The organism is Methanosphaera cuniculi (assembly GCF_003149675.1).
Taxonomy (GTDB): domain Archaea; phylum Methanobacteriota; class Methanobacteria; order Methanobacteriales; family Methanobacteriaceae; genus Methanosphaera; species Methanosphaera cuniculi.
Map to the genome: position 1 here is coordinate 1 of NZ_LWMS01000008.1, position 13,621 is coordinate 13,621.

Below are 13,621 nucleotides of genomic sequence, written 5' to 3' on the forward strand. Positions count from 1 at the left end.
ATTATATCTTTTAGCTTCAATTGTTTCCATTTTACATTATCTATTAAACAATTATCAGTTGATTCTTCATTAATATCATGAAAGATATTTTTTATAAAATACTTCTTAATATCTACATATAACGAATAGTTTTTCTTTTATACAAACATTTTTTGAACTAGACCTTGTTTATAAGTTTTCATAAGATCTATTTTTTTCTTAGTTATTTTTATTTTATCATCAATTGTGGATAAAAATGATGCTATTTTTTCCTGCTCTTTGTATGTTGGGGGTATTTTATGTTTTGTATTAAAGAAGTCTTCTACTCCTATATTTAGTAGTCCATGATTTCTTGCACCTTCTGTTGCTATTTTATAAATTTCTTTATTCCATACTGATGTTTTAAAATATTGTTCTAAGAAATTTGGATTTATAAAATGTTTTGGTTTAAAACAAATATATAATGTAGATACAATTCCTTTATTATATTGATTTAATTTCTTAACTACGCCATAAGGATGACCATTAGAATAACTTTTATTATATGCAAAATCTCCTTTTTCTAACAAATAATAATTTTTAAGATTTTTACTAGCAACACTTTTATTAAAATATTTTTCTTGATCAATTAAACCATACTCAGCAGATATAGTTAAAACTAAATTTGAATCTAAGTTTCTATTTTTAGTTGTTATTCTATCAGTTATTTCCTTTAATTTTATAGTAGTCCATTTATGTTTAAACTCATTAAACCTAATATTTGGAACTTCTTTATCATATGCACTCTTTACTATCATCCCTTGTAACATAGATAACTTACATTTATTTAATTGAATAAATCTCTGTTCCATTAGGAATAATTTTTTATCAATTCTTGATAAGAAATATGATATTTTTTCTTGTTCTTCTAATGACGGTATTTTAATTTTAAGATCCAGTAATATTTTTTCTGAAAATTCTTTTTGTCCCGTTCCTCCAACATATTTCTCAGATCTTTTATAATATGATGATCTACTTAAATAATAGAATAAAAATTTTATTGATACTATATTTCTATTATTTATAAATGAAGTTATAGCATTAGAACATATTCCACCATCCAATTCTTCAGGAACAATACCAATTCCTCCATTATGAAAATTTTGTCTTCCAATTAATATTTCATTAGCATTACGAATATAATATGGTCTTCCTTTTTTACTTAGTTTAGGAACTACCCCTTCATTAATTTCAATACCTTTTGCATGAAGTTTAACTGTTAATAATTTTTTATCATCTACAGAAGTTATTTTCTCTTTTTTAGGTATTTTGACAATATTTTTTAAAAATGTTTCTTCATAATTATCTTCGAACTCTATGAAACGTAACTCTGGTGTTTTAATTTTATAAAAACAAATGTTTCTTCTTATTAAAAAATCTAAGAGATACAACCATTAAAAGATAATTTTATAATCATAATTATTCTTCCTGATATAAAGACACAAAAATCAAGTTAGTTTTTTCCAATTTTCAAAGAAATCTGTGGTATCATAAAAATAATTATTTTCAAAAGTATCAGGATCAAACTCTGATTTAAAAATTGAGACTAATTCCTTTTTCCATCCACAGTTTATAAGATTATTTTTTACAAATATAGCTTCATTTATATCATCATAATATCCATAATAGATATAATTTCCATTTTTATATTTTTTGATACAGTAATTCTCATTTTTTTTATAAATATATCTATTTCTGTTCTGAATTTCATCAGTAATTGTGGAAATAGTATTAATACTATCTTGATTCCAATTTCTAAAATCTAAATATGATTTTATAAGTAAAGCAAGTTCATAAGTAGGATAACTTCCTATTGTAATTGATTTATTATTTCTTTGTTTTCGGATAATGTACTGATTTTTCTGTGATGTGATCTGATAAATATTTTCACCTTTTATATCAGGAAATGGTGGTATTTCTTCTTGTTGTTGTATGGTGTTTGTGTTTTCACACATGAGTTCTTCATCTGTATTGTATTTTAGGAGAAGGTCTCGTTCGTGTAGTATGTTTTTTAGTTTTTTTGAGCTTGCGTATGTTTTGTTTTTTATGTTTAGGTAGTATCTTTTGTTTGTTTTGTTGTATGTTATGTGTTTGTAGTATTCTTTTGTTGCTTTTTTTTCTATTTGTTTTATGTTTGGTTTTTTGTGGTATGGTAGTATTTTTTGTATTATTTGGGCGTATTTTTCATCCTGGTATGGTCCATATGTTGTTTTATTTGGGGATGTTATGTAGTATTGTTTTTGTTTTTGTATGATTTTATATTGTGTGAATGATTCTTTTTTTTGTATCCTGTTTTTTCTGATTTAATCCAGTTGTTTTCTTCTAGGAGATTTCTTTGTTTTTGTGCTTCTTTTTTGTTTGTGTATTTTCCGTAGTTTATTCTTTGGTTGTAGATGTTTTTGATGATGTGGTATTTGTTGTTGATTTTGTGGATGTTTTTCATATTTATCATTGGCTATTTTTTCTATTGTTTTAAATATTTTGTTTTTTCAATTAGGATTGTTGTGATGTTTTCTTGTTTGTTTATCTTTTCTATTTTTTTGATGATTATGTTGTTTATTTTGGTGTTTTTTATGATTAGTATTATTATTTTTTGATCTTTTGTTAGTTTTTTGAGTGGTACTTTTTTTATGTTGAGTTTCTTTATGGTGGATGTGTATGTTTGTGTTATTTTTGTATCGTTAATTTGGTATTGTATGTTTTGGTCAAGTTTTTTTATTTTTAGGTTATATTTTTGTGCGAATTGTTGGTGGAATTCTATTATGGATTCTATTGTATTTTCTTGATTTATTGTTATTGTTTTCATTTATTTCACATTTTCATGTTTTTTATGATAATTTTTTAATATTTTTAGATTTTAGTATGATTTTGTATAATATAATATTATATTTTAGTATTATTTATATATTTTAGGTAATTTTTTTAAAAATAGTTTAAGTATTTAATATTTAAATTTTTAATTTTATAATAATTTCAATAAAAAAATGGTAAATTTTTATAAAAAAAATAAAAAGAGGAAAAGTTAGAATTATTTCATCTAACAATTAATTTATAGTGTGTATGAGTTTTCTGATACAAATACGTTGATTGTTATGTGAATATCTTCATGTATTTCAGCTGGATTTTTTTGGTCTTTGTAGATTAAAATGTTAGGTAGTGCTTCTTTGTATATTTTTTTGAGTTTTTCAGGATTTGTCTTAATATATGTTTCATGTATTTTGTTTTTGCTTCTTCCTTGTAAAGCATCAATGTATTCTGCTGCAATTCCAAGGTTGCTTGCATGGAATTTTCGTAGAGTGTGACTTCTAAAGAACCTGTATTTTCCTTTAAATCCCCACTTCATTTGGTCGTTAATTTTTTGGAAGTTTGTAAGTACTGATGCATTTGAAAAGTCAAATAGCTTATCTGTGAGTTTTAAGTTTTTTCGTGTTTTTAAGTATTTAACAATATAATTACTTGCTTCAGGTGAGCAGAATGTATAGTAGTATTTATCTGTTTTTATTCGTTTAAGATATAATGTTGGTATTATATCATTTCGTTTTTCTAGCTCTTCGAGTATTTCATATAAATTGTTTTTAGTATAGTATTCATATGTTCCATTTATGAAATCTTCAACTTTTAGTGATAATGTTTCAGCTCTTGCTGTACCACTTGATGACATGAAAAGTATTAATGCTTTAATTGGAAGTGATGATATTTCAATGGCTTTTCGTATGTGTTCTTTAGTTGGAAGATCAAGATAGTTAATTTCATATGATCTTTCATATTTTACTGGTGGTAGATCTGGTATTTCTATTTCAAAATGAGAGTAGAATGTTCTTATCTTTGAGATGTAAGTTTTTATTGTACTTGTTGTCATATTTTTTTGTTCTAGTAGATAATTTCTATAGTCAATCATTCGTCTTTTTATATTTCGATTTTTTATTAAGTGAATGTTTTGCTCATCATCTAAAGCTTCATTAAATAATTCACTAATTGTCATTTCATGAAAATTTGTATAACTTTTTAGTGATGATTCATAACATTTTTTAGTATTTTTCTTTAAATTACGTTCAAGACAAAATTGAACGTATAATTTGTCATTATACATAATAAAATAAATTTATAAAAACACATAAATAAACAAGATTTATAATATAAAAAAAATAATATCATGAAAAAAAAATTAGGTTTATTAACCTCCAGTATAAAAAAAATGTCAAAAAAAGAAAGTAAATCTAACATTTATTGAAATAATTTTCCTTTTTTTTAACTTTAAAGAACAATTCACACTTTAATTTTATAAAAAATTAAAAAAAGTATATTAAGTATAAAAATAAAACTTATAATTATATACAATAAGAAATAATTGAGAGTGTTTCAAGTTATACTGAAATCTTGTTAAAAAGAATAATTTTATCAAGAAAATTAGTATAATAATTTCATATTATTGATTTAAAATTTTAATTATAAAAAAATAAGTCATTATATAGAAGTTAAATGATAATGTATATAATTAAGAATATTATACCTTTAATGAATAACATTGATATTAGCAGTATCAAAGTAATTCAGCATAATATACTTAATCAATACACCTTGTAGTTACTAGATATATTTTATTTAATATATACTTTTTACTACTATTTTTATAAAAGAATTAACAAAATTTATCCAGATAATAGTTATCAAGATAAAACCAAAAAATAATTTTTCTTTTACAGGTGATTTTATATATTTTATCATACTTATACACTCTCTCTTTAAATTTTATAAGAGAGGTAATTTAAATGGCAAGAAAATTTAATGATAAAATGAGTTTTGACTTAGAACACGAAATGAAATTAGACATATATGAAGAAGCAGACAAAATCAGAATGTCAGGATCTGAACTTGTAAGAACGGGAGTTAAGTCTTTTTTAATGAATCCAAATAATATACTAACATTTGAAATAAAAGAAATGGATATTCAAATTAAAGAAAAAGAACTAATGTACTCAATAATAAATAAATTTCTACAAAAATTACAAAAAGACATCAATTCACTAAAAAATAAACGTACTAGAAAATTAAACCTTATTGATCAAAGTAACATAGTTTACACAGATGAAGAAGAAAAAATCAAAACTATCATTTTAGATATCTTCACAACAAATAAATACAAATTTAATTCACAAAAAGATTTAAAAGAAAAAATAAAATTCATAGCAAACAATGTTCATGCAGATATTAGCATAGTACTAAAATTAACAAACTGCATACTAAATGATGAAATAACACTAAGAGAACTAATTGAAAAACCAATTCAACATATAGTGGATGCAAAAGAAGTTCAACATAAAGATACAGAAGAATTCATAAAACTAAAAGAAAGCTTATGGACAGAATATGGAGAATATATAGAAAAACAAGAACAAAAACAACAAAAAATAGATGAAGAAAAAACCATAATCCACAAACCAGAAAATGAACGCCTACAATATGTGATAAAAAAAGCATACAATACAAACTATAGAACACAAAGTATAATGGAAGCAAATGTAGAATTCATGTGTGATAAATATAATCTTAATTCAACAAAAACACTAGATATCATAAATCAAATCTATCAAAACAAATTAGACTACTTAAAAGTTATAAAATCAGATCATATATATGAATCCTATTGTAGAATAACTCCAGATAAAATAAATAATCTGGAAGAAAAAATAACACAACCTGAAGAGAAACAAAAATTAACTCCAATACAAGATATGATCCTTCACTTAAATGGGAAAGAACCCTTAACTGAAATAAAAGATGTAAATTTATTGGAAACACAAGTAAGACAAAAATGTTACTATAGAACCGATATTAAATTTAGAGAACTATGGAATACCATCACCCAGATTATTGAAGGAAAAATATCAGTAGATGAATTCATAAATTCTAATAGAACAATATGCTAAAAAAAAGATAATTATACAAAAAAAAGTAGCATTACCAGGTAATTTAACATATTTTTAGCATTTATGAATATGGGAGATTATAAGATATAACATACTATTAAGTTAGTAACTACCAGACTAATAGAATTCGTATATAATACATGAAAAAAATTATTATTATCCACCCTGCTTGAATGCTAAAAAAATCACTAAAAAAACTACTATTTAACTATGAAAAAGGGGGTTTTCCATAAACACAAATATAACAATTGTTAACTTAAATTAAGTTAAGTTTACAAAAAAAGTTAAAAAAAAGAATAGAAATCCAGAGAGTATCAGACAATTTGACATACATTTAACAATTATAAGAAATATTTGGGAGATAAAATATAATAGGCTATTAGCTCATTAACTATTAGACTAATAGAATTTGCGTATATATAATAAAATAAAAAAATTATTATTATTATTAATTCATTGATTAAATGCTAAAAAAAATCATGAAAAAACTAACCGATAAAAAAAAGTATTAGCCTAATATGTTATAAATCAAAAAAATAACAATACGAATCCAAGGAGTATCAGGCGATTTGACATACATCTAGCAATTATGAGAAATATGTGAGAAGATAAAATATAATAGGCTATTAGCTTATTGACTATTAGCCTAATAGAATTTGCGTATATATAATAAAATAAAAAAATTATTATTATTATTATTATTATTATTATTATTATTCACCAAATTGATTAAATGCTAAAAAAATCATGAAAAAATTAATCGATGAAAAAAAAGGTTTTCTTCAAACATAAGTATAACAATTGTTAAATTATATTAGGTTAAATTTACGAAAAAAAGGTTAAAAAAAATATTCTAAATATTTGTAAAAATTAGTTTTTTTAATAAAAGAGAAAGTGAGGAGGGGAGGATTATTGTATGAAGTATTACTTTTATCCTCATTATTATCTTAGAAGACTGATACTGATACTGGTTCCCAATCTTCGTTACAAATTGAGTTATAATCATATATTTTAGCATTTCCTGTGTCTGATCTTAGACTTCCTAGTTGTATATTTATTTTTTTGCCAACTGGATTATATCCTCTCATTTTCACAATTGTTTCATAGTCTGCCTTTTCTAGTCCAATCATGTATGTTTTTCCTTCAGGAACAAGAATTGCATAGTCTGAACCTCCAAATGATCCTCCATCATCTGCAAGTGCTAGATCTTCAATTGTGACTGTTACCTTTTCACCTTCTTCTCCTCCTGTTGATCCACTCTCTGAACTACCTGATGATGTGGAATATTCATCTGTTGATGGATTTTGCGATTGAGAAACGGATGGATTTGAACTACTGCTGCTACTGCTTGGGGTGGTTACGTCTGAACTATTATTATCACCTGATATGAAGCCTAATACTAGAAATATTATGATTCCTATGCAGCAGCATCCTATTATTGCATTTGTTGTATCTCCCATTTTATGTTTCACCTCCACATTGTTAGTTTTATCATTTTTAGGATTATCATTATACCTATGCCTGCTAGAAGTCCTGTAATTAATCGTAGTTTATTGTTACTTTCACGGAGTTTAAGTGCTTGTGTTGTTCCATCAACTAGACATGGTATGATAAGTAGTATTGCTGTGTAGAGGTAAAGTTGTGTGTAGTGTATTGGTATAAAGTATGCATATATGAGATATATGATCATTGTAATGTAAAGTCCTGTGCACCGGGCACATACTGGGAATTGATGATTATGGAAGAAAAATGATCGTTCTGGTCTTCTGTGGCAAATAAATTTTGATAAACGATTAAAATCCATAATATTAGTTTATAGTAGGTTATATTTAAATTATAGTGTTTAAAGTCATTTAAAAGTACTTTTAAAGGTACTTTTATGAATTTATTGTTATTTTAGGTATTTTATAGCCTCAAATAATATCATTTTACTAAAAAGAATATTTAATTTTATATAACCTAAATTACAAATAGTATATTATAATCAAAAAAAAATTTTTAATATATTAAAATAATTTTACAAAACTATAAGGAGTACTCGATAAAATGAAACTTTATTACGATGATGACGTAAATACAAATGTTTTAGCAGATAAAACAATCGCAGTTATAGGATATGGAAGTCAAGGAAGAGGTCAAGCACTAAACATGCATGATAGTGGTCTTGATGTTGTTGTAGGACTTCGTGAAGGTGGAAAATCCTGGGAAAAAGCAAAAGAAGACGGACTTAATGTAATGACTGTTGAAGAAGCAGCAAAAAAAGCTGACATCATACACATATTAATACCTGATGAAATACAAAAAGATGTATTTGAAACACAAATTAAAGACAACCTAGAACCAGGAAACACAATCTCATTTTCACACGGATACAACATACACTTCAACCGTATAAGAGTACCAGAAGATATAAACGTAACAATGATCGCACCAAAAGGACCAGGATCAAAAGTACGTGAAACATACCTTGATGGATTTGGAATTCCAGGTCTAATAGCAATAGAACAAGATGCAACAGGAAATGCATTTGATATTGCAAGTGAAATGGCAAAAGCAGTAGGATTAACCCGTGCTGGAGTTGTTGAAACAACATTCAGAGAAGAAACAGAAACAGACCTCTTCGGAGAACAAGCAGTATTATGTGGAGGATTAACCGCACTAATAAAAGCTGGATTTGAAACACTTGTTGAAGCAGGATACCAACCAGAAATGGCATACTTTGAAACTTGCCACGAAATGAAACTCATCGTTGATCTAATCTATGAAAAAGGATTTGGAAACATGTGGCATGATGTAAGTAACACAGCAGAATTTGGTGGATTAACAAGACGTGATAGAGTAATCACCAAAGAAGCAAAAGAAAACATGAAAGAAATCCTTAAAGAAATCCAAAACGGAACATTCTCAACAGAATTTGCAGTAGATGCAGATACATCATACCCAAGACTTTACACACAAAGAAGACTTGAAAGTGAAGAAGAAATAGAAACAGTAGGAAAACGTCTAAGAACTGCTTGTGGACTAGAAAAAGAAGAATAGATAGAAAAAATAATTTTCTATTCTCTTTTTTAATTTTTTTTTAACTTACTTAACCCTTTTTTTTAACAATTAACAACTTATTTTATTTTTTTAACAAATTTTTTTTTATTTACAGAAAAAAAAAATTGAATATTATTACACTAACTTTTTTCTAATTAAATTTTTTAACTAATGGAGATGAATTTTATTATGGTTGAATATTATGTTGGTATGGATCATGGAACAACAGCAGTTTCATTTGAAATACTTGATGAAAATCAAAAAGAAGTAGCACATTTAACATTACCACGTGATAAACTTGCAAATAATGAAGTATCCTTTAAAGAAGAACTAACTAACACCATAGATACTGAAAAAATAAAACTATTATGTATGTGTTATGGTATGGGAGATGGAATTAATGAAATCACACCATTAAAAGATGTTAAAAACAATGCAATACAATCACTAAAAGGAGCTGGAAAAGTAACAGGTGGAGGAAGTCAAGTATATAAAGAAATTGAAGAACTAGACATTCCAGCAATACTAATACCAGGACTACACAGAGATTGTGAATTTCTAGATCCAAGATTTAGGGCAAGCTATTCTCATTGTGCTAGTGCTGAGAAGGTAAGCTTATCATACTATGCATATAAAAAAACAGGTTGGAAAAATATGATAATTGCTGATATTAGCTCAAATAGTGTATGTATACTAGTTGAAGATGGTATTATAAAAGGAGCAATGGATGCATGTATTGGTGCTATGGGATTTATTCATGGACCTTTAGATCTTAGTATGTTGCGTGATATTGATGAAAATCGTAAAACTGCTAATGAATGCTTCTCACATGCAGGAGTATCAAAAATTGCAAAAGTTAACACCAAAGTTGTAGATACAAAAGATGAAATTATAAAAAAAGCAGTAAATAATGATGAAAATGCACTTTTAGCTATTGATTCTTTAGTAATGAGTGTTGTTATGGAAATATATGGTCTTTATGGTATAATGAATAATCCTATTGATGGTATTATATTAACAGGTTCAGCAGGTGTGATGCATGATCCTATTGATATTAGTAAAATGATAGAAAAAAAGATAGAAAAACTTGCACAAGTAAAAGTTTTAACATCAAAAAGTGGTGCTATTGGAAGTGCAATGATAGCATATGATATTATAAATGAAAATAAAAATAGTATTCTTGGTATTAATGTTAAAAAAAGAAAGCTAAAAAAAGAGGGTTAAATTCTTATTTTAACCATTTTTCAATATCCTCATATACTGTCATATCAAGTGATAATGGTGTGATTACTGGCTGATTTTTAGTATGCATATTATTTACATCAGTATTTTCATCATCTTTCATTATAATATCTCCTTTTATCCAGTAGTAAGGATGTCCATATGGGTCACGTCTTTCTTCTACATCTGTTGTATACATACGATTTGCAAGGTGTGATTGTATTATTTCATCACTTTCAGGCTTTGCTGGTATGTTAAGATTAAGTATATCTGTGTTTTCTGGCATTCCATATTTTATAACATTTTTAACAACACGTCTTAGAATTTTTTTAGCATATGTAAAATCTATTTCTGATACTCCATCTTTAAATTTTAGATCTTCACGGTCAATTTGAAGTGATACTGCTATTGATGGAATATGATGTGATGCTGCTTCAAATGTAGCACCTAGAGTACCACTAGTTGTAATACTTTTTGATAGATTTTCACCAATGTTAATACCTGATATTACAAGATCAGGTTTTCCATCCATTATATGATGTGTTCCTATGATTAATGAGTCTGTAGGTGTTCCTGTTACAGCATATCCATAGCTTCCATCTGCTAGTTTTCTTTTAAATATGCGAAGGGGCTTCATTAGTGTTATTGCATGTCCTACCCCACTTTGTTGTGTTTGTGGTGCTACAACTGTTACATCACCAAGGTCTTCTACTGCCTGTTTTACTGCTAGTATTCCACCTGAGGTTAGTCCATCATCATTTGTTATTAAGATTTTCATAATTACTATTTTTATTTTTTCTTTTTATTATAGATAATTTATAATATTTGTATGAATAAAAATATAAACCAATATAAATAATATAATTTTTTTTAGAAAAAAATAATATAATATAATAAAAAAAAATTTTTTTAAATATGAGGGAATTGTTTTGGAGAAAGAACGATTGGTAAACTTTATTTCTACTATCATGGATGATAGTGGATTTAATGTAACAAAAAATTATAGAGTTGGAAATGAGACTATAGACATCTATGGAACTCTCAGAACTAAAGCTGGAGAAGTAGGTGTTGTTGTAGCATGTAAAAACTATGAAGAACCATGGACTGTAGGACTTGAAGTAGTAAAAGATATGGAAAAGTTAGCACGAAAAGTACATGCATCTAAGATTATAATATTTACAACTAGTAGCTACTCACATGCTTGTGCTATATATGCTCAGAAAAGAAATATTAAACTTGTAGATCGTAAAGGATTAATTAAAATTGCAAAAAACTATGCTGAAAGAAGAAACATTGTATCAGAACCAGTAGTAAGTTATGAAGATGAATACAGTGGTTATAATGCTCCAGTTAATCGTAAACCAGCACGATTAGATTCAAAAAGTCATGGGGGAAGATTTAGTCATAGACAAAAATCTCAACGAAGCAGTAGATCATCAAATATGTATTCATCAAGACCTAGTGCATATAGTAACTCAGGTTATACGAACCGTTCACGTAGTGGAGGACATTTTTCATTAAGTAAACCTTCAGTAGGTTCAGGTATGATGAATAAGATGTCAAATGTTAATATAAGTGGTATGCTTGATTTATATGAAAATCATCAAATAATTTACTTAATTATTTTAATAATACTTGCATCTGCTGTTGCATACTTATTTAGTCTTGTTACATCAGGTCCTTTTACTGGTCTTGGTAAGATTATTACAAGTGCTATTATATGTTTTGGTGGTCTTGGATTAGTTGAACGTAATATTTCAAATCTTATCTTTAAAGCTGGAATTATATTCTTTATTTCAATAATAATATCAATTATTATAACAACAATGTAAGAAATGTTAAAATATTTTACCAATTTTAGATTCTTTTATTTTTTTTTAACCACCTCTAAAACTTACTATTTTTTTTGGAAATTCTACATTTTTTTTATAAAGTAATTAATTAGTTAATTATAAGTTATAATTTATGTAATTTTAAGTTTTAAGTGTATAAGTTATAAGTTTTTAGGTCATAAAAAAAATTAGAAAAAACATTGAAACTATTAGTAAAAATTAAATTCATAAAAATTAGTAATTAAATTCATAAAAATTAGTAATTAAATTTAAAAGTAAAATGGGCCGGAGGAGATTTGAACTCCTGATCCCCTCCTTGTAAGGGAGGTATCATACCCCTAGACCACCAGCCCAGTGAAAAAATAACTTTTTAATTCAAGCCCTGTAATCAGGCTCTATTCAATACTTTATCGTAAGTTATATATAAACGTTTCGGTATGATGTTTTATGATCAATACTAATAATAATTATATTCATAAAAAAACAAACATAATAATATAAAAATTTGAAGGAAAAAGGAAAATGGCACTCGATGAAACAGAAAAAATATGGTTTAACGGAGAATTAATAGACTGGAAAGACGCACAAATACACGTACTATCACACGTTGTTCACTATGGAAGTAGCGTATTTGAAGGACTAAGATGCTACGATACAGAAAATGGACCTGCAGTATTTAGACTAAAAGATCACATGAAAAGACTAAAAGACTCAGCAAAAGTATACCGCATGGACATACCATATACAATAGAACAACTATGTGAAGGAGTAAAAGACACAATTAACATAAACAAAATCAAATCATGCTACGTAAGACCAATAGCATTCCGTGGATACAATGAACTTGGAGTATACCCACTAAACTGTCCAGTAGAAACTGTAATAGCAGTATGGGCATGGGGACAATACCTAGGTGAAGATGCACTAGAACAAGGAATTGACATATGCACATCAACCTGGAGAAAAATGGCACCAGATACAATGCCAAACATGGCAAAAGCAGGATCCAACTACATGAACTCACAACTATCTAAAATGGAAGCAACAATGAATGGATACAAAGAAAGTGTACTACTAAACTATTCAGGAAATGTAGCAGAAGGATCAGGTGAAAACATTTTCTTAATAGAAGATGGTAAAATATACACACCAGATCTAGGTTCATCAGTACTACGAGGAATAACCAGAGACACAGTAATAACAATAGCAGAAGATCTAGGATATGAAGTATCACAAGAAATCATATCACGTGAAAGACTGTACTTAGCAGATGAAGTATTCTTCACAGGATCAGCAGCAGAACTATCCCCTATAAGATCAATAGACCAAATACAAATTGGAAAAGGAAAACGTGGACCAATCACCAAAAAACTACAAGATGCACTCTTTGACATAATCAACAACAGAGTAGAAGACGAACATGGATGGTTAGACTTTATATAAAACTAAAGTCTCCCTTACTCTCCCACACTTTTTTTTAATATTACTACTTTTTTTTAGATAAATTAACTTTAAATAAATTCTAGGTACATAACTAATTTTAGGAAAGAAAAAAAATAAGTGGATTACACCTTACTTTTCTTT

General features: G+C 26.8%; 13 protein-coding genes and 1 tRNA gene. 5 read left to right on the forward strand and 9 right to left on the reverse strand.

The features are described 5' to 3' along the window. Positions 1 to 137 precede the first annotated feature (137 nt). The 5 genes from MSCUN_RS01270 to MSCUN_RS01290 form a co-directional block, all read right to left on the reverse strand. Positions 138 to 1,409, reverse strand: a complete 1,272-nt coding sequence (locus MSCUN_RS01270) for a restriction endonuclease subunit S (RefSeq protein ID WP_095608184.1) — start codon at positions 1,407 to 1,409, stop codon at positions 138 to 140. Positions 1,410 to 1,466: 57 nt separating this feature from the next. Further along, positions 1,467 to 1,973: a hypothetical protein gene (locus MSCUN_RS01275; protein WP_095608183.1), complete on the reverse strand. Its 507-nt coding sequence runs from the start codon at positions 1,971 to 1,973 to the stop codon at positions 1,467 to 1,469. Between the two features lie 269 nt (positions 1,974 to 2,242). Next, on the reverse strand, positions 2,243 to 2,470 hold the full coding sequence (locus tag MSCUN_RS01280) for a hypothetical protein (protein WP_095608182.1): 228 nt from the start codon (positions 2,468 to 2,470) through the stop codon (positions 2,243 to 2,245). Between the two features lie 12 nt (positions 2,471 to 2,482). Continuing rightward, positions 2,483 to 2,824, reverse strand: coding sequence for a hypothetical protein (locus tag MSCUN_RS01285; RefSeq protein ID WP_095608181.1), 342 nt, complete (start codon positions 2,822 to 2,824; stop codon positions 2,483 to 2,485). Positions 2,825 to 3,067: 243 nt separating this feature from the next. Further along, the gene (locus MSCUN_RS01290; RefSeq protein WP_095608180.1) at positions 3,068 to 4,108 is read right to left on the reverse strand and encodes a tyrosine-type recombinase/integrase; all 1,041 of its coding nucleotides are present in this window, start codon (positions 4,106 to 4,108) and stop codon (positions 3,068 to 3,070) included. Positions 4,109 to 4,787: 679 nt separating this feature from the next. On the opposite strand from MSCUN_RS01290, the gene MSCUN_RS08240 reads away from it, so the two are divergent. Then, positions 4,788 to 5,945: a hypothetical protein gene (locus MSCUN_RS08240; RefSeq protein WP_095608179.1), complete on the forward strand. Its 1,158-nt coding sequence runs from the start codon at positions 4,788 to 4,790 to the stop codon at positions 5,943 to 5,945. A 947-nt stretch (positions 5,946 to 6,892) separates the two neighbouring features. Here MSCUN_RS08240 and MSCUN_RS01300 read toward each other — a convergent pair. Continuing rightward, positions 6,893 to 7,405: a hypothetical protein gene (locus MSCUN_RS01300; protein WP_095608178.1), complete on the reverse strand. Its 513-nt coding sequence runs from the start codon at positions 7,403 to 7,405 to the stop codon at positions 6,893 to 6,895. Positions 7,406 to 7,413: 8 nt separating this feature from the next. After that, complete coding sequence (locus MSCUN_RS01305; RefSeq protein ID WP_095608177.1) at positions 7,414 to 7,749, reverse strand: DUF2085 domain-containing protein; 336 nt, start codon at positions 7,747 to 7,749, stop codon at positions 7,414 to 7,416. A gap of 242 nt (positions 7,750 to 7,991) precedes the next feature. On the opposite strand from MSCUN_RS01305, the gene ilvC reads away from it, so the two are divergent. Both ilvC and MSCUN_RS01315 read left to right on the forward strand, forming a co-directional pair. Then, on the forward strand, positions 7,992 to 8,984 hold the full coding sequence (ilvC, locus tag MSCUN_RS01310) for a ketol-acid reductoisomerase (protein ID WP_095608176.1): 993 nt from the start codon (positions 7,992 to 7,994) through the stop codon (positions 8,982 to 8,984). Positions 8,985 to 9,173: 189 nt separating this feature from the next. Then, a complete protein-coding gene (locus MSCUN_RS01315) occupies positions 9,174 to 10,208 on the forward strand; it encodes a methanogenesis marker 12 protein (RefSeq protein WP_095608175.1) in 1,035 nt (344 codons plus the stop codon). 4 nt (positions 10,209 to 10,212) lie between these two features. Here MSCUN_RS01315 and surE read toward each other — a convergent pair whose 3' ends face one another. Then, a complete protein-coding gene (gene surE / locus MSCUN_RS01320; RefSeq protein ID WP_095608174.1) occupies positions 10,213 to 10,983 on the reverse strand; it encodes a 5'/3'-nucleotidase SurE in 771 nt (256 codons plus the stop codon). A 166-nt stretch (positions 10,984 to 11,149) separates the two neighbouring features. On the opposite strand from surE, the gene MSCUN_RS01325 reads away from it, so the two are divergent. After that, positions 11,150 to 12,037, forward strand: a complete 888-nt coding sequence (locus MSCUN_RS01325) for a restriction endonuclease (protein ID WP_143744847.1) — start codon at positions 11,150 to 11,152, stop codon at positions 12,035 to 12,037. A gap of 281 nt (positions 12,038 to 12,318) precedes the next feature. On the opposite strand, the gene MSCUN_RS01330 is transcribed toward MSCUN_RS01325, so the two are convergent. After that, positions 12,319 to 12,390 (reverse strand) — tRNA-Val (locus tag MSCUN_RS01330). Positions 12,391 to 12,559: 169 nt separating this feature from the next. On the opposite strand from MSCUN_RS01330, the gene MSCUN_RS01335 reads away from it, so the two are divergent. Then, positions 12,560 to 13,480: a branched-chain amino acid transaminase gene (locus MSCUN_RS01335; RefSeq protein WP_095608172.1), complete on the forward strand. Its 921-nt coding sequence runs from the start codon at positions 12,560 to 12,562 to the stop codon at positions 13,478 to 13,480. Positions 13,481 to 13,621 lie beyond the last annotated feature (141 nt).